The following is a 24,731-nucleotide window of genomic DNA, read 5'->3' on the forward strand; positions in this document are numbered from 1 at the left end:
GTTCCTTGTTCCCAAAAAACAATAAAAAACAAATACGGCTCCTTATTCAGAAGACCGCATTTATCAAACTAATTCAAAATTAAAAAACTATAAACTTGCTTTTACTTCCCCGCAAGTCAGCATGTTTTTTGGATAGTATGGATTCTTGATTTCTTTACTATCACTGGTCCAAACTGCACCTGTCATTGGGCAAACTTGTAAATATAATGTCTCATCAGCAGGTTTGAATTTTGAAGCCTGATCCCAATATTTTACAGAAAGCGTTTCAAAAATCTTTCGCTGCTTATTAATGTTTTTTATCGTTGTCAATGCTGTTGCCAATTCGATAATTTCTCTTCTTGCTATTGTCGCCTCATTCATTTTTTCGAGACTTAATTTTTTAAACTTGAAATTCTTTAATGAATTTTTCAAAGCTTCGGCATTTTTAACTACAGCAAGACTATCTGAAGTTAAAAAACTGTTTTTAAGAGCCAAGTAACTTTTTGTAATTTCTTTCTTTTCAGCTTCACGTTTTGCAACTAGTTCAGGAACTACTTCTTCCTTTGACGTTATTTGAGCCTGAGCCAGACAGCTAAGGAAAAGAAATGCTATAAATACTATATTTTTCATGATGTAGGTTTATCTAATTTTGTAATGATTTTATCTATTTCTATTATAATGCTTTCGTAGTGATCTTTATTGATTCCTGTCGAACCACTCATCAACTTTGCAACATCTGTTTTCAATTTTAAGAGATGTTGTCTTCCGTACAATCTTACATCACTTCTTTGCGCTGCATTTGAAGCTTTTCCAGGCTCTAATTCTTTTGGCAATAAAAGCATTCCTAATTTTTCAATGTAGCCGCGCTGAAAATTTCTTCTATAAAAATCTTGTTTTTCATCGCCACTAAATTTTACCCAAACCGTTTGCTGTAAATCATTTAAAAACTCAGGAACTGTATAGGCTCCTTCAGATTGCATTGATTTTAGGTTGATATTATAAAGCATTCCTGAACTTAACAACATTGTCAGTACTTGATTTTGCTGATCCAAGATTTGGTCTTCTCTTTTCATCGGAATAAGATCATCAATTTCCTGCGGATACATCCAAAGCGGCGCAACAAACAATTGTCTTCCTAAATAATCTATTGCCGCTTTCACTTTCGCTTTTGGAATTGGCTTATAAACAACAGCTTTTTCATCAACCGTTCTTTTTGTCACATAATTGTTTCCAATATATTTCAGCACGTGATACAAATACAAGCTGTATTGTTTTACAACTGCTTTGTGCATATCTTCCAAATTATTATATGGGTCATTTGGCTGATACGTCCATTCAATAAGATGAGGCACAACACGTTTTAGATTTTTGATTCCGTAATCGCTAGCAAGAACGGCATCGTCTCCAAGATCTTCTGCTTGACTTCTTGGATCTTCGTCTTTTCCTTCGCCACCAAACCACAATTTCGGATTTGCTGTTAAACTATCCGTAGTAAGTTTTGCTAATAGTTTTTCTTCTTCAAACTCATCTTTAGTGTCTGGATAATATTTGTATCCCCATTCCACTGCCCATTTATCATAACTTCCAATTCTTGGATAAATTCCCTTTGGACTAATATTATCTTCTGGTTGCGCTACATAATTAAAACGAGCATAATCCATAATAGAAACCGTGTGACCGTTTTCTTCTACCCATTTTTTGTCTCGAAGCTTTTCTACTGGAGTCGCATTACTCGCTCCCATATTATGACGCAGACCTATAGTATGTCCAATTTCGTGCGAAGAAACAAAACGAATTAATTGTCCCATCAACTCGTCATCCAAATGCATTTTTCTAGCTCTAGGATCTAATGGACCCGCTTGAATCATGTACCATCTTTGCACTAATTTCATGACATTATGATACCAGCCTACGTGGCTTTCCATAATTTCACCGCTTCTAGGATCGCTAATTCTTGGCCCATAAGCGTTTGGCGTTTCAGAAGCTAAATATCGTACTACAGAATATCTTGCATCTTCTAAACTCATTGTTTTATCGTCTTCTGGCCATTCCTTACCTACGATTGCATTTTTAAAACCTGCCGCTTCAAAAGCTTTCTGCCAATCATTGATACCTGCAATTAAATAAGGTCTCCATTTTTTTGGCGTTGCTGGATCGATATAATAAACAATTTGTTTTTTAGGCTCAACCAATTCGCCTCTCAAGTATTTTTTGATATCCTTATCTTTCGGCTCTAAACGATAACGCTGAATAATGAATTTCTTTTGAGCGCGTTGTTCATCATCATCAAACAAAACATATTTATTAGCAAAGTAACCGACTCTTTCATCGAAGAAACGTTTACGCATTGGCGTTTTTGGAAGCAAAACAATAGAGGTGTTTAAACGTAAAGTTATACTTCCGCTGCTTGCTGTAGAACTCGTATAGGTTTTTGTTGTTTTGGTTTCAATATTAATTGGATATACATCGATGCTTTCAACAAAAGATTTGTCATCAGCAAGAGATGTTAATTTTTTTTCTGTTTTTTCAGCAGTTCCAATAGAAAACATGGCATTGTCTTTTTTAAAGGCATCTGTTACCTCAATAACAACATTTCCATTATCAGGATTGGTTGTTTTGATTGGAAAAGCAGCCACAATCGGATTTTCATTGCTTCCTTCCAATGCTTTTGCAAGCATCGAATCGGCAGAACGCACATCTTGTCTGTATTGCAGTGATCTTAGGTAAACCGTATTATTCACTCCTTTTTCAAAATAAATAGTCTGCTCGTTGGCTTTCTCTCCACCAAAAGTTCCGAAACCTTCAGGCGTCGAAAGATATCGTGTTACCACCAGCATGTATCGATTGAACAAACTGTCTGGAATTTGAAAATAATATTTAGCATCAACTTGACTAACAGTAAAAAGGCCCGATTTATTTTTAGCTTTATCTGTAATTATTTTATTGTAAGCCTGCATGCCTTTGGGCTGTGTGCTAGTACTATCGGCTTTTTTGTCTGGAGTTTGAGCAAAACCATGCTGCCAAGAAGACAGCATGATTAGGAATATAATTAACTTTTTCATTAGAATTAAAACGGAACTTTCTCGTCAGTATTTAAAGTAAGTTTTGGATTTTTCGTCAATGCCGTTAACGGAAATGGTACAATGTATAATCTTGAATTAGGCTGTAACGTGTACGTTTTTTGTGGCACTGTTTTGTTTACAATTGGAAATACCCTTGTTATTGTTTTTGCATATTCAGTTTCTGTATTTAATCGCTTCAAGTCAAAGAATCTATTAAAACCAAAAAGCAATTCTTTTCTGCGTTCGTTTACAACAAGTTCCATCGTTTCCTTTCTTGTAGCAGGAACAGTCAAGTTTACGGTGCCCGATAAAATACGTTTGGCTCTTAATTTATTTAAAACATCAACTGCTTCTGTCAATTTGTTATCTCTTGCATAACATTCAGCGAGCATTAAATAAACTTCTGTTGTTTTCATACCAACAGTTGGATAAAAAAACTTGGTGTATGTAGTTCCCCAATACGCTGTATTTGAACCTTGATCTAAATTGGTTGTGCTTGTTGAATTAAAAAACAAATTGAAACGCGCATCATTAGTTCCAAATAAAGTTCTCAATTCTGGACTCACGATATAAAGCTGTCCAAAATTCATTTCGTTATAGCCTGTCATGTACATGTAGCTCAAAACTTCAACATTATCTGCTGCAGGAACAGAAACTGAATTTGGCCCGCCTTTGGCGTTGTAAGCCACCATATCAAATATCTGATTGTTATAGCTCAAAGATTTTTCTGCCGCCGCCTGAGCATTTGCAATTTCGCGTTTAAACAAATGCACTTTCGCTTTAAAAGCATAAGCAAATGCCAATGACGGATGATAAACATCAGCAGGCTTTTCTTTAAGATAAGGCAACGCATCTTCGATATCTTTTTGAATAAAATCGTAAACCTGCGCTACAGTAGATTTTGAGGGTTGCGCTTCTAAGTCAAATTTATCCATGATGCAAATACCTCCATCTGTTGCCGCAGTCTGCGGATCATAACCTTTGGCATAAGTGTTAACCAATAAAAAGTGATCGTAAGCTCTATAAATTTTAGCTTCGGCTTTAGCCAATTGTTTGATGCTTTCATCTCCTTTACTATTATCTACTAAGGAAATAATCGTATTCCATCTGTTGATATAAGTATAAGCTTGATTGTAAAAACTTGAACCGTTCATTAAGGAAACGCGATCTACAGTTTCATCAAAAGTAAAATTGATGATATCAATGTTGGGCGTTTTTCCAATCACATTGGCTTCTCTCATCCATTGATCGTCTACTAAATATTGAAAGTTGTTGATTGGATAACCTCTTCCAGGTAGCGAAACTAATTCTAGAAATTGCTCTGGAGTTTCAATAACTAAAGCTCCTTTTGGCGTGATATCGGTATATTCTTCGCACGATGTTACAGTCAACATCATGAACGACAGCAGTGTTATATATATCTGTTTCATTTTTTTAAAGAGTAAGGTTAAAGCCAAATAAATAGGTTTTCGACAATGGCAAATTACGCGTACCAGCATTTGCACTGTAAACTTCTGGATCGATACGATTTCCGGCTGCACTCCAATACCAAATATTATTCATTTGGAAAGTAAATTTTGCGGCTGTCATTTTAATTTTGTTCGCAAAGTCTTTTGGCAAATTATAACTTAATGAGATGTTTCTAAGTTTAATATAATCTCCGTCTACGACATTGGCATCAGAATATTTCCATTGGTTGCTGATCGTTCCTGCATAGTTTCTGATACTTTCATCAAAATCTACATATAAACGAGTGTTGCCATTTCTGTTTGTATCTGTATAACGATCTGCAATTCCTGAAAGGTTTACTAAGTCTGAACTCATATCCAGAACTTCTTTACGCATTACGTTTCCGCCTGAGAAAACAAACAAGAAATTCAAATCAAATTGTTTATACGAAAAACGTTGTGATACAGAACCAGTATAAGTTGGCATCAAACTTCCCATGTTTACCAAAGCATTTGGACTTGTAACCGTTTTAATGCTAGTTGATACTGGATTTCCGTTTGCATCAAACGTAATTGACGGATTTCCATTTTCATCCAAAATATAAGGATAACCGTTAACCGTTCCGCCATATTTGTAAGCGTACAAGCTATTGTAAGTATCATTTTCTAAGAAATAATCTCCAGGAGAACTCACATATACAGAAGCTGTTGACAATGCTCTTGTAATTTCTTTTACAGTTGTTTTATTGAAGGCAAAAACTAAGTTTGAAGCGATACGGAAATTGCCTGTGTTATACCATTCAGAACCAGCACTAAACTCAATACCTTTATTTAATAATCCACCAGCATTGATTCTTCTTGACAAAGCACCAACTGTTGGATCTAAATCAGTCGTTGCCAATAAATCGCTGCTGTATTTGCGATATACGTCAATCGTACCGTTTAATTTTCCTCTAAACAAGCTGTAATCTGTACCAATATTTGTAGTTTGGGTTTTCTCCCATCTCAACATCGGATTTGGTTGTGCTGTAATATTGGTATATTGCAAAGATTGATACAAGTTGTCGTTCCTTCTTGTAGCCGTGATATATGGTGTTGTAGACTGGTCTATATTTCCGTTAATACCATAAGTAGCTCTTAACTTTAGCATATTTACCCATTTTACGCCTTTCATAAAATCTTCATTGCTGACATTCCATCCTAAACCTGCAGACCATAAAGGACGATTTTTATATTTAGGATCCACTCCAAACAAATCGGCTCTATCCACACGGTAACTTCCTGTAATATTATATTTTGACAAATACGTATAACTAGCAGTGCTGAAAACTGAAAAATATCGGTGTAAAATTTCTGTCTGTGTTCTTGGTACTGTGGCTAAAGTTCTGTTGTTTCCAAAAATGTAGCTTGAAACTCCTGTTTGGCTTAAAGCAAGATTATTTAATACTGCCGACGTAAGTGTTACAGGATCGTAGCCATAACGTAATTGTTCAATAGTTCTCGGAACAAAAGTTTCGCGCATTTCAAAACCTGCCAAAGCATTTACCGAATGTTTTCCGTCAGCAAATTCTTGATTAAAATCCAATTGATTTCTGAAAGAATAATTACTCGCCTGACTGCTCATTTGTTTGTATCGTCCTCCTGTAGAAAATCCGTCAACATATGTGTACACATTTGTCGTTGGGTTATACCCTGTCAAGGCATTGATTGCCGAACGCATTTTATAGGAGTTGATATCGTAATATTGTTCGTTATCGTTTCGGCGTACTTCATATTGAAATTGCGTATTGAAACTTAAGCCTTTGTATAATTTTGCTTTTAGGTTGGCAAAAGTTCTTAAACTCAACGAATTTTGTTCTTCAATACCTTCTTTAAGCGAATTCAAAACATTGAATGATGTTGATTTGAAACCGCTCAAACCAGCTAATTTTGCCGCAACGGCAGGATTAATAAGTCCTCCCGAAGTAAAGCCGTCATTAATGCCAACAAAAGGAGCTATTACAAGATTTCCGTTATCGTCTGTAATACGTTCGTATCTTTTCTGAATATCATAATTATTATAGCTATCATCTGTAACCTCGTCGTTGCTGTAGGTTCCGTTTACTCCAAATGTTGCGTTTAACCAATTATTAATCTGGAAACTGCTTTTTGCATACAAATTAAATGCACGGCTTTTATTATAAATGGTTCGCTCTTTAGATTCGTCATAATTAAGCGAAACATAGGTATTTTGTTTTGTCGTGCTACCTGAAAATGCAACATTATAACGCTGTCTGAACTCATTTTGCCAAACATTATCATGATAGTCTTTTATGTAATCATTCTTTCTCCATTGTGCAATTGTGCTGTCAAAAGAAGCGTTAGTAATTTTTCCTTCTTCAAGATCTCTGTTAAGCTGATAAAGCGGACTATAATATTTCATACTACTATTTCCGATATCACCATAGCTACTGAACATAGAAGATGTATTGGCATATCTCGCTCTTTCTCTGTTGTAAACTGCTTGCTCATAATCGATTATATCGCTTGTAGAAGCGAAATTCATATCTTTTAAATTCGGCTTATCCGAAATAAAGAAATCTGAATTCACAGTTACTTTCAGCTTACCGTTTCCTTTTTTTGTCGTTAAAACGATAATTCCGTTTGCCGCTCTCGAACCGTAAATCGAAGCTGCGGCCGCATCTTTAAGAACGTCTACACTTTCTATATCATAAGGATTGATGTCGTTTAATGTCTGGTCGGTTGGCAAACCATCAATAACAATAAGTGGACTATAACCAACTTGCAGTGTCGAAAAAGTACCAATACCCCTTAAAATTGGTTTATCTGCCGCGGCACCGCTCGGGTTTTTCTGAAACATCAAACCTGCAACACGACCTTCTAAAGCGCTTGCTAAATCGGGATTGATATTTTCATTTAAAACCTTTTCGTCAACTTTAGTAATTGCACCAGTAAAATTACTTCGAGAAATGGTTTGAAAACCTGTCACAACAACTTCTTTCATTGCCGCTACTTTATCTTCAACTACAAGAGTCAAATCTTTACGACCTGTAATGGCAAAAGATTTTTTTTCTATTGTTAATCCTGTACAATCCAATACACCATTTGACGGCGCATCATTAAAAGCAAAACTTCCGTCAAAATCAGTTACACTAACTCTATTAGTTCCCCAAATCGTTACTGATACACCCGGAAAAGGCTCATTTCTATTATTTACTACCTTTCCGCGTATATCTATTAATCCGTTTCCCCGCTCCTCTTCTTTAGAAGCCGTTACAACGATAGTTTGGTTAGTCAGTGAATATTTTACATTTTGATTTCTAAAAACCTGATTTAAAGTTTCATTCAAAGTAGCATTCTTAACATTAATGCTTACAGGTTTCGAATCTTTAAGAAGTTTTTGCGTGTAAAGGACTTCGTAATTGGCTTGTTTTGCCACTTCTTTCAACACTTTTTCAAGTGGAGCATCCTTAAAATTTATTGTAATATTTTGTGCCTGTCCAGCAAAACCGCATAACAGCATAAATACTAAACAAACTGCCCATAAATGAGCTGAAAAAGGAACTTTGGGAATCTTTTTTTTAAGTTTTTTGTAAGGTTTTTTTGGTTGTAAATTTAATTTCATACATTTACATTGGTTATAGTTAAACAATAGTGGACAACTTATATTGGCTATAAACTTTTAAACAAACCAGAAGCATCGCAACTGCCTCTGGTTTTTTAGTTTATAAACTCAATATAATCGGTTAGACTTAAGATCAGGGATACACAATAATCGTTTTTCCTTCTACCTTAAATTTTATATTGCTAAGCTCAAGTACTTTTAGCACTTCAGACAAATTTTTATTTCTAAATGTACCTCCGTTAAATCTCACATCTGAGACATCACCTCGGTATTCAACTTTAATTCCGTACCAACGCTCCAATTGCTTCATCACCGATTTCAGATCTGCATTATCAAATTTAAATCGGCCGTTTTTCCAAGCGATTGCAGCTTCGGTATCGACTTCCTTAACTCCAATTTTATTAGAACCTTCAGATACATTTGATTGCTGGCCCGGCTTTAAAATTGTTTTCTGATTTTTAGAAGAAACTGCTACGCTTCCCTCTAACAAAGTAGTTTTTACAACAGATTCATTATTATATGCATGAACATTAAAATGCGTTCCTAAAACTTCTATCGTTTGGTTATCTGATTTTACTAAGAATGGTTTGTTTTTATTTTTAGCAACTTCAAAATAAGCCTCACCTTCTAACTCTACAATTCTTTGATCTCCATTAAACTGAGTTGGATATTTGATGGATGAAACTGCGTTCAGAAATACTTTTGTACCATCAGCCAAAACAATATTATATTGTCCTCCAGTTGGTGTTGAAAGCGTATTGAATGAATTATCGTCTTTCTCAGAATTAGCAACATTTGGATTTATAACATACGTAATAACGCCATTAGCATCCATTTTAATCGTTACCTCGTCCTGATCTTCTTTAGCAATAATATCTTTTGATGATATATCTGAAAGAATGATTTGCTTTCCGTTTGAAAGCGTCAAAATTCCTCTGTTTCCGCCCGGAGCGATTTCTTTTGGTTTTTCTACAACTTGAATACTGTTTTTCGGCATTTCTGATTTTGCAACATAGAATATTCCGATACCCAATACCAATGCAATTGATGCCGCAACAGCCACGCGAGGCCATAAACTAACAACTCTTGTCTCCTGTACAAGTGGTAATTTTGACTTCAAATGCTGGTAACTATCTTCCAGTTCATAAGCATTAAGTTGCATTTTGCTATTTGTCGCTTTATGCAAATACCACGCATCTAGTTTGTCCTTATCTTCATTTGATAAAGTACCTTCTTGGTATTTTTGCAACAATGCTAATAGTTCTGATTCATTCATAATTACAACACAAGTTTTTGTCCCGTTTTAAGTAAGACAGTTAGAAAAGAGTTTTGTCATAGGCAATGACAAAAAAAAATTAAAAAAATATTATTTTTGAGTTAACAAATTAAAAACAGAAGAACCTTTACAACTGTAAATAAGCATGTTAAAAACAGATTCAATCAAGAAGTAGTAAAAGAAAAATTTGCAATAATTTTACCAAATAAAAACATTCAGTGCTGTTTTTAGCTTTTCACGAAGGATTTTAACCGAATTATAAACTTGCTGTTTTGCCGTTTTATCTGTTATATTAAGCTGATTTGAAATTTCCTCATACGAAAGCTCTTCTACTTTTCTAAGCAAAAAGACTTCTCGCATTTTTTCAGGAAGCAAAGCAATTTCTTTGGCGATAATAGCTTCTAATTCTTTTTCTCGAAGTTTAGAATCCGCAGAAACATAATCGTTTTCAATAAAGTTTGAAATCGAGTCAGCATAACGCGAAACCACTTTTTCGTGGGCGATATGATTTAAGATTCTGTTTTTTGTTGCTTTGTATAAATAAGAAGAAAGTGATCCTGTAATTGCTATTTCATCACGTTTGTTCCAGAGAAACAAAAAAATTTCTTGAACGACATCATTGGCTTCATCTTGATTGCCAATCATTTTATAGGCATGATTCACTAAAAGCCTGGAATATCTTTCAAAAATTTCTGTATAGGCACCCTGATCACCTTCTTTTAGAAGACTTATTAAAGTATGATCAGTATATTCGCGATAAACAGACATTGATTACAAAGAGAAAGGATGAAAACCGCAATATTAAACATTAATTATGTTAAAAACTAAAGAATAAAGAATTAAAACATACGAAAACCTTATCGTAAACGATTTATGTAAGATGTATTTTAATAAATATGCAACGAAAAATCGAAATCACATATAAAAATGCAACAGTAATTAATCAAAGAAAAAATACAAAAAAATAAGCCTCAGATTTCCCTGAAGCTTATTTCGCATTTAGTTAGAATTAGTAAGCAAGTAAAATTTTAATCGAAAAGTTCCAAAGTGACCAAATAGGCACAATGATCAGATGCAACGGAGTCTTGAATTACTTCTCGGCTCAGAACTTTCCATCGTTTTTTTGGAGCGAACATTATATAATCAATTGTTTTTTCTGGTTTGCTAGACGGAAAAGTAAATTGCGGATTGTTCTTATCATAAGATGTTCCCCATTTTTCTTCCAGAATCTTCATTGGCGTACTATCTGGCAAAGAATTTAAATCTCCTGCCAAAATTGTTGGGTATTTGTTTTTTAGAAATACCGAATTGATTTTTTTAACTTGATTGATTCTATCGGTTTCGATTTCTTTATAATCCAAATGGGTTCCAACAAAAGCAATTGTATCACCTGAAGGAAGTACCGAAACGATCTCTACAGCATTTTTGGGTTCGTTTCCTTTCGTGTAAGGCAGATTGACATTTCGCGACGAAATAATAGAATACCTTGATAAAATTCCTTCGCCATATTCTCCTCCATCAAAATTCATTGCTTTGGCAAAAAGCGGACAAAGTTTTGTTCTGATTCCTAATTCGGTAACCAAATCATATTTTTTAGCACGGTTTGTTTTAAAATCAACTTCCTGCAAGGCCACAAAATCTGGATTTGCATCGTTAATTACTTTTGCAATTACATCCAAATTAAAATCGCCTTTCATCGTCTCTCCATGATAAATATTAAAAGTTAAAACTCTAATAGTTCTACTCTTTTTAGAATCAATTTGAGCGAATGATACATTCATTGCAAAAAGTAAAAACAGAAAAAAAGACAGTTTTAATTTCATTTTAAAATAGATTATAATTTGTTTAAGAATAACTTATAATTTGGTGCTTAAATTTTTTCTGAAAGTATTCTTTTAGCATCTTGATCATCATATTGGTCAATCAGCTTAATCAATTCAGATTCCATTTCTTTAGTTATTTTTTGATATTTTTTCTGACCGTACAAATTATTCATCTCTTGCGGATCTTTTTGCAAATCATACAATTCCCATGAATTAACACGTTTATAAAAACGCACCAGTTTATATCGTTTGGTTCTTACTCCAAAATGTGGAGAAACGGAGTGTTCTCCATTTTCATAATAATGATAAAAAATAGCTTCACGCCCTTTTGCTTTATTATTTTTAATTAAAGGCAAAAACGACTCGCCTTGTTCGTCTTTCGGAATTGTAACTCCCGCTGCGTCTAACATTGTTGGTCCAAGATCTAGATTCATTACAAAATCGTCAGAAACTTGTCCTGGTTTCACAACTCCGGGATAACGCATCATCATCGGGGTTCTAAACGATTCTTCGTAAATAAAACGTTTGTCAAACCAACCGTGTTCGCCCAAATAAAAACCTTGATCTGAAAGGTAAACTACAATTGTATTTTCGGTCAAATTATTTTTATCCAGATAATCGAGCGTACGTCCAATATTTCTGTCTAAAGAAACCGCTGTTGCTAAATAATCACGCATATAACGCTGGAATTTCCATTCCGTTAATTCGTTGCTTTTTAAGTTTTTCTTTTTAAAATCGGCTGCGATAGTGCCATAATAGGAATCAAATTTTGCTCTTTGCGTTGGATTCATTCGGGCAATTGTAGATTCTTTGTCTTCTTGCTCTTTGGAATCAAAAAACTTCAAATCATAACCCATAATCATCGTTTTTGAAATGGTCATATCCTGCACTTTTGCCGCTTCTCTATTCTGATAATTATCGTAAAAATTAGCAGGTAAAGGAAAAGTTACGTTGTCAAATTTTCCCATATCCTGCGCATCAGGAATCCAAGTACGATGTGTAGCTTTGTGACCAATTACCAAGCAAAAAGGTTTGTCTTTATCTCTATTATCCAGCCAATTTTCTGAAGCATCTTCAATGATATCAGAAACATATCCTTCCACTCTTTTTTCAGTTCCATCCATCATATGAAAATCGGGATTGTAATATTGCCCTTGTCCCGGAAGAATTTGCCAATAATTAAACCCTTGCGGATCGGTTTCTAAATGCCATTTCCCAATCCATGCCGTTTCGTAACCTGATTTCTGCAATTGTTTTACGAACGAATCCTGACTTCCATCAAAACGTGAATTTTCATTGTCTTTAAATCCGTTTTTATGACTGTATTTCCCTGTCAAAATTACAGCGCGACTAGGCCCGCAAATCGAATTAGTTACGTAACCTTTGTTAAACAAAACTCCTTCTTTGGCAATTCGGTCAATATTTGGAGTTGGCAACAATTTATTTCCATAAGCTCCAATGGCTTGAAAAGCGTGATCATCTGAAATAATAATTACGATGTTTGGCCTTTTTTTTACTTCCTGCCCAAAAGCGGCAAGACAGGTAAAAACCAAAAAACAAACAAAAAATATAGGGTGTTTTTTAAGCATTTTAATACAGTCAATTAGTACAATTCTCTACTTTTCTTTCTTCTTTTTACTCCATTTTAGCAGGCTTTCTGTTGTTTTTGCCTACACGTTTTGTTAGCCCGTCTCCCATATCTTCTCTCGCTAATTCAGCATATTTCAAAATCTCTTGGACAACTTCTGGATATTGACTTTGAACATCTTGAATTGTTCCAGGATCATGAACAAGATCATATAAAGCCATAGGAATTTGCGCATGAGGAACTTTACCCGGCGTTCCATCTTTTCCTGGCAAAGCCAAGCTATAAGCCTGTGAATCATGAGGCAATACCAATTCCCAAGTTTTATAGCGAATAAGTTTTAAATTATTAAGATCATAATACACATAAAACAAATCTCTTGGTGATTCATTGGTTTTACCAGTCAATAAAGGCAAAAAGTTTAGTCCGTCAATTTTTTCTTTTGGCAAATGGGCATTCGTAGCAGCAACAATTGTTGGTAGAATATCCATATTAGTCATCAACTGATTGGATACCGATCCTGGTGCAATTTTTCCTGGCCAGCTAATGTAACATTGCACTCTTGTTCCTCCATCCCAAGCAGTTCCTTTGCCTTCTCTCAAACCGCCAGTTGAACCACCATGGTTTCCATAAGAAAGCCAAGGACCATTATCACTTGTTACAATCAATAATGTATTTTTATCTTGTCCTGTTTTTTTAAGAGTTTCCATAATTTGTCCAATTGACCAATCAATTTCACTGATTACGTCACCGTATAATCCAGCTCCCGATTTTCCTTTAAATTTTGAAGAAACTGCCAATGGTACGTGAGGCAACGGATGTGCTAAATACAAGAAAAATGGCTTGTTTTTATTTTTAATTATAAACTGCTCTGCTTTTTCAGTAAGTGTTGTAGTAAGTTTTGAAGCTTCTTCTAAATTTGGAATTGTACCCACAATTGAATCACCTTCATAAATAGGAAGCACAGGACATTTGCCACGCCAATCATTTGGAGTATCTGGCGCTACCGGATTTCCTTTGTAATCTACTGGCCAATAATCATGTGAATATGGAATTCCATAAAAAGTATCAAATCCATAATGAATTGGGAGATAAGGTGCTTTTGATCCCAAATGCCATTTCCCAAGCATTCCGGTTACATAACCTTCATTTTTCAACAACTTTGCAATAGTTTCTTCATTTGGATTTAAAGCGGTTTTATCCCAAGGCGCTAATGCAAAACCAACTCCTAATCTTGTTGGATAACAGCCTGTCAGCAAAGCGGCTCTTGATGCGGTACAAACTGCTTGTGCGGCATAAAAATGTGTAAAGCGCATTCCTTCTCTTGCCAACTTATCAAAATTAGGCGTTTCATAACCAACACTCCCATAAGGTTTTGTATCGGCATATCCCATGTCATCCATCAAAATGACAATTACATTTGGCTTTTTAGATGATTGCTTTTTTTGAGCGTTAATAGGAGCAATTGCAAATAATACAATCAATAAAAAAATAACTTTTTTGATAAATTTCATCTTCTTATTTAAACTTTAATTAATCATAATTTCGTCTACAAAAACCCACGGCTCTTGTTTTTCTTCAGGATGACCAATTGGTGTATCTCCTAAATTCTTTGCTGTAACACGTACTTTTTTAATGATTTGCTGCGGAATTTCAACTTTAAATGTCTTAAAAATATCTCCTTTTTCAGTTGGAGCAACAGTATTTGTAATGGTTTGTATTTCTTTGAAATTTACGCCGTCAGTTGATATTTCAAACTTCACCCATTTAGGCAAAAAGATCCATTTTGACCAATTTTGAATGCACCCAAGTGCTATATTGTTTACTGAAACTCCGTCGCCTAAATCGACCGTCGCAACAACATCATTTGTCTGAAATCCGTGCCAGTTTTTAGTAATATCTTTTGTTCCTTTAATTCCGTCGATCAACGAATTATCGCCTTGAGCTTTATAATAACTGCTATATTTATGTTCATAGCTGATTTTTTTGCCTAAAGCTTTATTGTGTGCAAAAGATTGCTCTGCAGGTTTCTTTGTCATCACTTGTCCGTCTAAAACTGTAATCGCTTTTATCGTTAATGATTTATCAATCACAATTGGTTTTTCATATTTCGGACTTGAAGTTGTCGGGACAGTTCCATCAATTGTATAATACATTACAGCATCCGGATTTTCAGTTTCTAGTACGATTGACAAAACATTATTTATAGTTTCTGTTTTGATCAAAGCTCTAAAATCTCCTTTTGAATATTTCAATCCTTTACTTTCAAAACTCTTGAATTGCGGATTTAATCTTTGTCTAAAATCTTTCCAATTGCGTTTTTCTTTTGGCGACCACATCACTTCTGACAATGCCAATAATCTCGGAAGTGCCATATATTGCAAATGTTCGAACGTCGGAATGTATTCTGTCCAGAAATTCGCCTGAGAACCTAAAACGTGTTTTGCTTGTTCTGCATTTAATTCTGATGGAATTGGCTCATAAGAATATACATTTTTCAATGTACTCACGCCCCAGCCTCCAACTGGTTCTACTTCTGGATCTCCTTGAGGACGATTCAAATAACAAGGATCTCCCGGCGTCATAATCACATCGTGATTCAATTTTGCTGCTTCGATTCCTCCTTTTTCACCTCTCCAACTCATTACTGTTGCATTTGGAGCCAAACCACCTTCTAAAATCTCATCCCAACCGATAATTGATTTTCCTTTTGAATTGATGTATTTTTCCATTCTAGTAATGAAATAACTTTGCAAACCATGCTCGTCTTTCAATCCTTTTTCTTTGATTAGGTTTTGGCAAAATTCACTTCTTTTCCAAGATTCCTTAGGACATTCATCTCCAGCAATATGAATATATTTTGAAGGAAATAATGGAACAATTTCATCAATTACATCTTCCAAAAACTTAAAAGTATATTCGGTTGGCGCATACACATCTTCAAAAACGCCCCACGTTTCCTGAACAAATTTTAATCTTCCTTCTGCTAATTCTTTTCTTGATTGTAATGAAAAAATAGTATCTCTAAATTTTGTTCTTTCTTTTGGGAAACAGCTCAACTCAGGATAAGCCGCGATTGCTGCACTACTATGTCCTGGCATCTCGATTTCAGGAATAATTGTTATCGCTCTGTCTGAAGCATATTTAACCAATTCTTTGACTTGTTCTTGTGTGTAAAAACCTGTAACTGGTGTATTTGTATTTCCTTTTCCCGGAAATCTGCCAATGATAGTTCCGTTTCGAACTGAACCAATTTCCGTCAAACGAGGATATTTTTTTATTTCGATTCTCCAGCCTTGATCTTCAGTCAAATGCCAATGCAAGACGTTCATTTTATACGTTGCCATTAAATCGATGTATTCTTTCATCATATCTATAGTGAAAAAATAACGGCATACATCAAGCATTACGCCTCTCCATTTAAAACGAGGATAATCTTTAATTTCTAAAGCAGGAATTTGGACCAAATCATTTCCTTTTGTCAAAGGCAGTGTTTGTACCAATGATTGCATTCCGTAGAACAAACCTTTTGATGTATTTGCTTTTACGGCAATTGCATCAGAAGTTACATTTATTGTATAACCTTCTTCTCCTAATTCGGCATTTCTTTCAATTAGGAAACTTATTTTTTTTGTGCTTTTAGAAATATTATTTTTAACGGGAACTTTTGAAACCTTATTTAAAAAACTTTCGAAAAACAATGCTACTTTTTGTGCCTCTTTATCTGATTTAGAAGCTTCTATCGATGTCTTTTCATCAATAACAAAACTTCCTTTTTTTAGATTTATACTTAATGGCTGCGGTATAATGTTTACCGATTGTTGTGCCTGAATCAGCATTGTAAACAATAGGGTCGCTAAAAGAATTCCTTTTTTCATTATTACTTTTTATTTTCATTTAATTTAAAACAAACCACAAACGAATTGTAATCCGATGTTGGATGCTCGCCTCCTTTTGATGGCTCGTTGATTGTTGCCGCCGCGAACAATGCAGTTGGCTCTCCATTTTCATCCATATAAACAAATGGGCGCTCCAAATGAGCCAATTGCACAACGCCGTCTTTCGTATTTAATTCTCGCAAAGAAATCAACGAATTTTGTGCCGCTTTCCAATTTATACCGTCTTCTGATGTAATCAAGGCCAATGCGCCAAACTGAGGCACTAATTTTTTGCTATTTGAATAATATTTTACCGCAGCATAATATCTTTTTCGCTTTTGATCATACCACATACAAGGATCTTCGCAAGCCATATCAGCATTGTTGAAAACATCGCTCACAATCGTAAACTTGCCATCTGGCTTGTCGCTGACTGCCATCCAAAAAGTCATATTTCCTACGTTGGGTTTACGTGATTTGAACATCATATAATACCTGCCGTCATGACCTTTTGTAACCGTTGGATTTGTAGTGACTTCAAACGTTTTTACATGGTCTGGCTGCATCAATGGATCTTTGGGCTTTGCATATTTTCCTTTGATGAAATCTGAAATGCGTTTTGCCTTAACAACACCAATTTTCTGCGTACAATTGTATTGCAACCAATGTTTCCAATCCTTTGTTTTGGTAGAGTCCTTTTCAAACAATTTTGGATCGTATGAATTTGAAATATAATACAAATAATAAGTATCGTTAAACTTTCTAATTTGTGGATTATGGAAAGTATATTTATCCCAATTATTTGAACCATCGGATTTCAACACTGTGGTGACATATTTATAAGGACCATCGACTTTATCTGCTACCGCACAAGCAATTTCCGAATATTTGCACCAACCACTAAAGCCGTTGAATATGTAATTCATTGGATCATCTGTATCAGTTCTTTTTCCATGCGCCCATCGGGAATAAAACATATAATATTTCCCATCTTCGCCTTTTACAACACTGCTGCACCACGTATAATAATCTGGTGAAGAGAAAAATTCTGAACGATCGACTTGTCCAATTAATTTTTGAAAATCTAAATTATCCTGCGCTGAAACAATGCACTGCATCAAAAAGAATCCAAGAATCAAACTTAGATTTTTCCTTACTTTTATTTTAAATTCATTATTCATTCCAAGAAATTAAAATTTCAAAACTTATTTAATCAAATCGTCTGTAACCTAATTCTGCTCCACCGCTTACAGGCATAATATTTCCTGTAATAAAGCGGGCTTTATCTGAAACAATAAATACGCATGCATCGGCAATGACGTCTCCTTCGGGACAATAGCCTAAAACATGAATATCATCTAGATATTTTTCGATTTTAGCAAGGTCTTTTTGTTCTTTTCCCCACTCTCTCAACATTGGCGTCCACACTCCAGCTGGCGCAACGGCATTTACTCTGATATTATATTTAGCATAATCTAGAGCCATCGATTTTGTTAGTGAATTCAAAGCTCCTTTCGTTGCTGAATATGCTGCATGATTTTCCTGTCCAATCTCTCCAACGATACTGCTTGTACTCAAAATACATCCTTTCGTTTTTTTTAATGCTTCCAAGCCATATCGAGTAGTAAGCAAAATACCTTTTAAATTCACATCAAAAAGTCTTTCCCATTCGCGATCACTTGTTTGATGCAAAGGTTTTGATGGAAAAGCAATTCCAGCATTGTTATGAATTACATCAATCTTCCCGAATAAACTCAACGTATGAAGAATAGCATTTTCCACATCAGTAGGATTGGAAATATCTCCAAAAAAAGTGCTATGTCCATCGCCTAAAATCTTCATAGACTCACGCAATGAAGGTTCGTCATTGGCCATAATCATAACTTTGGCTCCTTCATCTGCATATTTTTTTGCGCATTCTAGTCCAATGCCCATCGATCCTCCGGTTAGAAATATAATTTTATCTGTTAATGCTAATGATTGCATAAATGTTTTTATTATTTAATTAGTGTGGAATACTTCTTCCATGTTAGTCCAAATTTGTTTTTTAGCAGCAGTTTGTGGCAAAGGAATTTGAGTTGGATCAGTCTCTTTCCACCATTTTTGCGTTGTAGGATCTGCTGCCATTTTTTTCATATCCTTTTCAAAATCAACACCTGTATATTCAAAATAACTGAACAAAAAAAACTTGTTCTCTATTTTCTGAATATAAATCGAGTAATTCTGAATATTGCATTCTTTTAATTTCTTTAAAACTCCGGGCCAGGCTTTGGCATGCAGTCTTTTATAATATTCAATCTTTTCAGGTTTTATTCCGGTAACCATTCCCATTCGTTTGTCATTATGCTGCGATGTTGTGATTTCCTTTTTGCAACTTGTCAAAAAGAGAAACATAACTACCAATGCCGAAAATCTTGCTTTTCTCATCTCTTGTTTTTTATTTATTTCTATCTAAAAATCCAAAACAAGCCAATCATCAAAAGCAATAACAAAGCAGAAAGCGTTTTATAATTCCCAATTCCGCTCCAGCCTTTACTTTGCAAGGGCTCAAGAAATGATTTCCAATATAATTTTTCACTCTGATCTGTATGCTGAACTGGATATAAATAGGAGAAAACAACCTGCATGACAAAACAAGCCATGAATAGATAAAAAGCCATCATCATAAAAGGAATCTGAGCAAAAGCCGTTTCTGTATCTATTTTGTTTACTGCAAAAACTATAGCTCCTAAAGCTGAACCAATCCATAATGTCAACTTAGCCGATTGCGCTGATGCTTTTCTCCAAAATATTCCCAAAAGAAAAACACAAGTTATTGGTGGAGCGATATGTGCAATAATATCATTTAGTCCATTAAAAATGCTTTCGTATTTGTCAAGCAAAGGCAACAGCATCAATGAAAAAACCAAAGCAATTCCAGCTGCAATTTTGCCTACCCGAATTAATTTTAAATCACTTGTATTTGGATAATACCTTCTGTAGATATCATAACTAAACATAGTGGAAATCGAATTTAAAGCTCCTGAAACCTGGCTCATCAAACCTGATAATAATGCGGCTACTAATATCCCAACCAAACCTGTAGGCAATAATTGCGTTATCATTAGAGTATAAATTCCTTTACTGTTTGTGATTGTTTTCCCCGTTTCGTCAATAGATTGCAAAGCACTTATGTCTAATTTTCCCGACTGTGCCAATGTATAAGCGAACAAGCCCGGTAGAATAAAAATAAAGACTGGCAATATTTTTATGAATCCGCAAAACAATGCTCCTGCTCTTGCATGATTTTCGTCTTTCGCACCTAAAACACGTTGTACGATTGTCTGATCAGCACACCAATACCAAATTCCAAGTACAGGATAACCCAGAAGAACAGCATACCAAGGCATTCCGCTGGAATCTCCATGAGGACGAAGCATGGAGAGTTTATCCATTCCATTATTGGAATGCAATACTTCAACCATTGGCTCCCAGCCTCCCATTTTGAAATAAGCCGCAAAACTTATAATGGTAGCTCCTGTTATCAAAACTACGGTCTGAATAGATTCTGTAACCACAACCGCTTTCAGTCCTCCCACAATGGTGTAAATCGCTGTAATAATAGAAATCACAATAACGCTTGTGTAAAAATCGACATCAAATAATGTTTTCAAAACGATTCCGCCAGCCAGCATTGAAAAAGCAATGTGAATAATAATTGCCGAAACAATAGAAACTACTACCAACCAATCTCTACTTGAGCGATCGTATCTGCGTTCCAAAAAATTGGGTAAAGTAGCAACTCCTGATTTTATGTAAAACGGAATAAAAAATAGGGCCAATAATATTAATGTAAAGGCGGCCATCCACTCGAAATTGCCATTAAGCAAACCTGAATCGAAACCGCTTTGAGCCAAACTCACCAAATGAACCGTAGAAATATTAGTAGCAAAAAGCGCCAATCCTATCGAAGGCCATTTTAACGATTTACCTGCCAAAAAATACTCTCGTGCTGCATTTTCTCTGCTTTTTCTTTTATGATGAATTCCATAGGCCAATCCTATAATTAGAATCCCTATTACGTAGCAAATACTTATAATAAAATCTGTGGTTTGGATCATTGGTTGGTTAATTTGTAATTAGATAAATAATTATCTTATTGACTAATTTAAGACTGTTTCAAATCACAACTGCTTCCAGGTTCCATTGGCGTTTTATATACTCCTTCCTGAATATCGACCGGATGCACAAAATGTTTTTGAAGATGGGGAATATGTTCCAAAAACAAAGCTTCATGTCCCATCGAAATATGATTGAACAAAACTAAATGCTGATGCAATTGTCCCATATCTCCAACATGTGGCACTACAGGAACTTCATACTTTTTGCACAATAAACTTACTGAAATAAATTCACTTATTCCACCCACTCTTACTGCATCAACTTGCATAAAACCAGCACTTTTAGTTTGAAGATAATTTTTAAAAATAATTCGGTTAGGGACATGTTCTCCAAGTGCTAATTTCATTGGCGCAATTTCATCAGCTAAAGTCATATGCCCAAGAACATCATCAGGATGTGTTGGCTCCTCAATCCAATACGGATTCATAGATAAAAACTGCGGGCAGATTTCTAATGCTTGAGGCAAAGTCCATTGCTGATTCGCATCTAACATGATTGTTGCATTATCACCTGCAACTTCTCTAACCAAATGTGAGCGACGAATATCACGCTCAAACTCTTTTGAACCCACCTTTAATTTCATGGCTGTAAATCCTTCAGCCATGGCTTTCTTGACATTTTCTTTTACTTGCTCGTCGCTATAATTGAACCATCCTATAGAAGTATCGTAACCCGGATATCCCTTTGTAATTATTTTTGAACGTTCTTCTTTTCCAACAATATTTGATTTCAACAAATTAATTGCTTCATCTTTTGTCAATTCATCTTCCAAATAAGACAAATCCAAAGTATTTACAATTTCTTCTGGCTTTAAATCAATTAATAATTTCCAAAGTGGCACTCCTCTTTTCTTTGCCCATAAATCATAACAAGCATTTGTTACCGAAGCCAAACCTAAATGCGCTACTCCTTTATGCGGGCCTAACCAACGAAATTGTTGTTCATTAGAAAGCGCATTGAAAACATTTCCAAAGTCTGCCATTAATTCCTCAATATCTCTTCCTTGCAATTGATTGGCAAAAAATTGTGCTGCTTTGCAAACCAAATCGTTTCCTTCTCCTAAAGTAAAAGCAAATCCGGTTCCGATATGTCCGCTATCATCATGCAAATTCGTAACTGCATAAGAATAGATTGGATTTCTGTGTATGGCGTCACTTCCTGCTCCACTTCCTAAAGGATAACGAGCGTCAGCTGTTGAGGTCTTGAAAATCATTTATAACTTGGTTAATTATTAATCAAAGTATTTGTTTCTATAAAATCATCTATTATGATATTATCAAACCCTTTATTGAAAGTAAACGGAACAAAAATGTCTTCCAATCATTATTTGTTTTAAAAAATCCATTTCATTTTTTAATCTCACTTACTCAAAACAAATCTACCAAATCGCTACTCTACTTAAATAGTGTATTTAATTATTTTAATGGACTATTTGATTATTTTATATAAATAAGAACTCTCTTACCACAATTTGAATTTTCCTAAACAAAAAGCGAAAAAGGGAAGCTAAAAATTTTTTTTGATGCTTTTTTGTTTAACTTTCGCCAGTTGTTTTTATTAATAAAAACGGGAACATATTCGTCATCCGAATTTAGTTCCGAATAAAAACACAAAAATTAAAATGGCAATGCAGAAAAGTGCCAATTTGGCTATAACATTATGATAAAAAAATTCAAACAGCGAGATGGCTTTCAAGGTGAAAAATTGATTTCTTTGCCAGATTCGGTATGGAAAAAAACGATAAAGAAAAATCCAGTAATGGCCAATTTGTACATTACTCATATTGGCTATTTTCCGAAAGCAAATTATCATCATCGCGAAAGAAAAAATGGATGCGCCGATAACATATTTATTTACTGCACAAGAGGAAAAGGATGGTATAAAATTAAAAATCAGCGATTTGAAGTAGGAATTAATGATTTTTTCATAATCCCGGCAACTACTGAGGAAATGAGTTATGGTGCCGATGAAAACGATCCTTGGACAATATACTGGGTCCATTTTAGTGGAAATGACATGGAAAACTTCAATAAAGGTTTCAACATTGGTTTATATGATGGCCCACAACAAATTATATATAACGAAAAAGGAATAGAACTTTGGCTCTCCATGTACCAAAACTTAGAAATGGGATATAGCAAAGAAAATATCACCAAAGCAAATCTGTGTTTGTACCACTTTATTTCTTCATTTTTATACCCTGACAAAAACTTGAGCGAAAAAAAACAGGAGGAAAAAGATCTAATATCCAGTACAATTGCTTTCATGCGAACCAAATTGACCGAAAAACTTACTTTGGAAGATTTAGCTTTGACCAATCAGCTATCTGCTTCTCATTTTTCTTCACTTTTTAGAAAAGGAACAGGAATGTCACCTCTGGATTACTTCATCCATTTAAAATTACAAAAAGCTTGTTTGTTATTACTTACAACAGAAATGAGAGTAAAAGACATTGCATCTGAATTGGGTTATGAAGATCCGTATTATTTTTCTAGACTTTTCAAAAAATACATCAACACATCGCCGCTTCAGTATCGTTCTTCATCTGCGAAAGCATCTTAGCTTTATTTTAAATATAAATCTCCTGACTAACTTAAATAAACATTAGACAAGAGATTTTTTCTTTTAAATCATTTAATCGAATTAATTTCAGAATTCAAACCTTCCAGAACTTTTTTGTCCTCTGGATGAATTGAACCATCAGCTCTGGGAGAAATGTTTAAAATCATATTAGATTTATTTTTTCTAGCACACTTGTACTCTTCTATTATTTGCTGTTTCGATTTATGATGGCCATCTTTAAAATCAAACCATTCGCTTTTTTCGATCATCGTATTTCCCAACTCGATAGGTTTTCCTTTCAAATTTTTATCCCAAACCTCATTATACGTTTGAGTTCTCCACTCAATTCCTCCTGGCACTAGTCGCAGTAATCTAACTTTTACTTCACCAATTTTTAAATAACTCGCAGGGCTTGGAAACAAAGGGTTTCCTTTTTCATCGAATTTCAATTGATCCCATTCTGGAGCAAGAAAATCCTCATCGCCAACCCAACCTGTTTTAAAAGATATTAGACATTGTGGCTGTAGCGCATTAACGAGCGCATATTGCTTTGCTGCTTCTAAATATGCAGAAGGCTTTCTATATGCATTTCCAATTCCATCAAACCAAATACCCGCAATTGGTCCATAATTAGTCAACAACTCTTTTAGAATTTGCATTAATTCCTCCTGTGTTGCATCTTGAGGTGGCCAAAAATAAAGAAACAACCCCAATCCTCTTTTTTGACAAGCAGCAGCCATTTCGGCTACAAAATCACGATTGTAAAGACGTTTCGAGTTCCATTTTGAAACAGAAGTATCAAACATAAACATTCGTCCGATTACGTGCCATGAAGTAAAATTAATGTATTTCATTCCTGCGCTCACTGCCAAATCTGCTATTTGATCAGCATCAAAATTCTTTGGATCAAATGTTTTGAACAACTGTTCGGTCTCCGGATTAACAGCATTTCCATAAACTTCTTTAGAATTTTCTTTATACCCATAATTATCCAATGTTTGATTGTTTCGATTATCAAACCATGATTGATTCATTATTGTAAAATCAACCACTGGATTATGCAATTGATTTGCTGGGGAATAGTGTACAAACATTCCAAATTTTGCATTTTCAAACCATTTCAGATTGGCTGCTTTTGGCCCTTTTGTATTCCAAATCTTTATATAGCCTTTCAAATAATCAGGACATTCATATTGTGCATAAACAGAATTTAAGGCACAATATAAAAGTAAAATCGTGATAATTACTTTGATATTTTTCATGTTTTTCTTCATTTAGAATTTTGATTTTAAAGAAAATCTCCCATTCAGGAGAAGGATAATCCTGAACAAG

At 34.7% G+C, this 24,731-nt stretch carries 17 protein-coding genes; 1 reads left to right on the top strand and 16 read right to left on the bottom strand.

Annotated elements, in window-relative coordinates:
- Nucleotides 1-87: 87 nt before the first annotated feature.
- The 15 genes from AAYQ19_RS20885 to AAYQ19_RS20955 all read right to left on the bottom strand — a co-directional run bounded on the left by AAYQ19_RS20885 (nt 88) and on the right by AAYQ19_RS20955 (nt 22,050).
- Nucleotides 88-609 (bottom strand): DUF3347 domain-containing protein, encoded by a 522-nt coding sequence (locus tag AAYQ19_RS20885; RefSeq protein ID WP_343539031.1) that lies wholly within the window; start codon nt 607-609, stop codon nt 88-90.
- A complete protein-coding gene (locus tag AAYQ19_RS20890; protein WP_343539032.1) occupies nt 606-3,041 on the bottom strand; it encodes a zinc-dependent metalloprotease in 2,436 nt (811 codons plus the stop codon). Before AAYQ19_RS20890 ends, AAYQ19_RS20885 begins: the two co-directional genes overlap by 4 nt.
- 5 nt (nt 3,042-3,046) lie before the next feature.
- Complete coding sequence (locus AAYQ19_RS20895; RefSeq protein WP_343539034.1) at nt 3,047-4,471, bottom strand: RagB/SusD family nutrient uptake outer membrane protein; 1,425 nt, start codon at nt 4,469-4,471, stop codon at nt 3,047-3,049.
- Between the two features lie 4 nt (nt 4,472-4,475).
- Nucleotides 4,476-8,114: a SusC/RagA family TonB-linked outer membrane protein gene (locus tag AAYQ19_RS20900; protein ID WP_343539036.1), complete on the bottom strand. Its 3,639-nt coding sequence runs from the start codon at nt 8,112-8,114 to the stop codon at nt 4,476-4,478.
- A 133-nt stretch (nt 8,115-8,247) separates the two neighbouring features.
- Nucleotides 8,248-9,390 (bottom strand): FecR family protein, encoded by a 1,143-nt coding sequence (locus tag AAYQ19_RS20905; protein ID WP_343539038.1) that lies wholly within the window; start codon nt 9,388-9,390, stop codon nt 8,248-8,250.
- Nucleotides 9,391-9,588: 198 nt separating this feature from the next.
- Complete coding sequence (locus AAYQ19_RS20910) at nt 9,589-10,158, bottom strand: RNA polymerase sigma factor (protein ID WP_343539040.1); 570 nt, start codon at nt 10,156-10,158, stop codon at nt 9,589-9,591.
- Nucleotides 10,159-10,418: 260 nt separating this feature from the next.
- The gene (locus tag AAYQ19_RS20915) at nt 10,419-11,213 is read right to left on the bottom strand and encodes an endonuclease/exonuclease/phosphatase family protein (RefSeq protein WP_343539042.1); all 795 of its coding nucleotides are present in this window, start codon (nt 11,211-11,213) and stop codon (nt 10,419-10,421) included.
- A 47-nt stretch (nt 11,214-11,260) separates the two neighbouring features.
- A complete protein-coding gene (locus tag AAYQ19_RS20920) occupies nt 11,261-12,802 on the bottom strand; it encodes a sulfatase family protein (protein ID WP_343539043.1) in 1,542 nt (513 codons plus the stop codon).
- Between the two features lie 46 nt (nt 12,803-12,848).
- On the bottom strand, nt 12,849-14,312 hold the full coding sequence (locus AAYQ19_RS20925) for a sulfatase family protein (RefSeq protein WP_343539045.1): 1,464 nt from the start codon (nt 14,310-14,312) through the stop codon (nt 12,849-12,851).
- Between the two features lie 15 nt (nt 14,313-14,327).
- Entirely contained in the window at nt 14,328-16,676 is a 2,349-nt protein-coding gene (locus tag AAYQ19_RS20930; protein WP_343539046.1) for a glycoside hydrolase family 20 protein, read from the bottom strand.
- Nucleotides 16,677-16,678: 2 nt separating this feature from the next.
- On the bottom strand, nt 16,679-17,857 hold the full coding sequence (locus tag AAYQ19_RS20935; protein ID WP_343539048.1) for a glycoside hydrolase family protein: 1,179 nt from the start codon (nt 17,855-17,857) through the stop codon (nt 16,679-16,681).
- 28 nt (nt 17,858-17,885) lie between these two features.
- Nucleotides 17,886-18,662 (bottom strand): SDR family NAD(P)-dependent oxidoreductase, encoded by a 777-nt coding sequence (locus tag AAYQ19_RS20940; protein ID WP_343539050.1) that lies wholly within the window; start codon nt 18,660-18,662, stop codon nt 17,886-17,888.
- A 15-nt stretch (nt 18,663-18,677) separates the two neighbouring features.
- Entirely contained in the window at nt 18,678-19,103 is a 426-nt protein-coding gene (locus AAYQ19_RS20945) for an L-rhamnose mutarotase (RefSeq protein ID WP_343539052.1), read from the bottom strand.
- Between the two features lie 20 nt (nt 19,104-19,123).
- Nucleotides 19,124-20,776, bottom strand: a complete 1,653-nt coding sequence (locus AAYQ19_RS20950) for a sodium:solute symporter (protein WP_343539054.1) — start codon at nt 20,774-20,776, stop codon at nt 19,124-19,126.
- 47 nt (nt 20,777-20,823) lie between these two features.
- On the bottom strand, nt 20,824-22,050 hold the full coding sequence (locus tag AAYQ19_RS20955; RefSeq protein ID WP_343539056.1) for an enolase C-terminal domain-like protein: 1,227 nt from the start codon (nt 22,048-22,050) through the stop codon (nt 20,824-20,826).
- Between the two features lie 446 nt (nt 22,051-22,496).
- On the opposite strand from AAYQ19_RS20955, the gene AAYQ19_RS20960 reads away from it, so the two are divergent.
- Nucleotides 22,497-23,399 (top strand): AraC family transcriptional regulator, encoded by a 903-nt coding sequence (locus AAYQ19_RS20960; protein ID WP_343539058.1) that lies wholly within the window; start codon nt 22,497-22,499, stop codon nt 23,397-23,399.
- A gap of 68 nt (nt 23,400-23,467) precedes the next feature.
- Here the strand turns inward: AAYQ19_RS20960 and AAYQ19_RS20965 are convergent, their stop codons facing one another.
- A complete protein-coding gene (locus AAYQ19_RS20965) occupies nt 23,468-24,661 on the bottom strand; it encodes an alpha-L-fucosidase (RefSeq protein ID WP_343539060.1) in 1,194 nt (397 codons plus the stop codon).
- Nucleotides 24,662-24,731: the final 70 nt, after the last annotated feature.

Source organism: Flavobacterium mesophilum, assembly GCF_039581405.1.
GTDB lineage: Bacteria > Bacteroidota > Bacteroidia > Flavobacteriales > Flavobacteriaceae > Flavobacterium.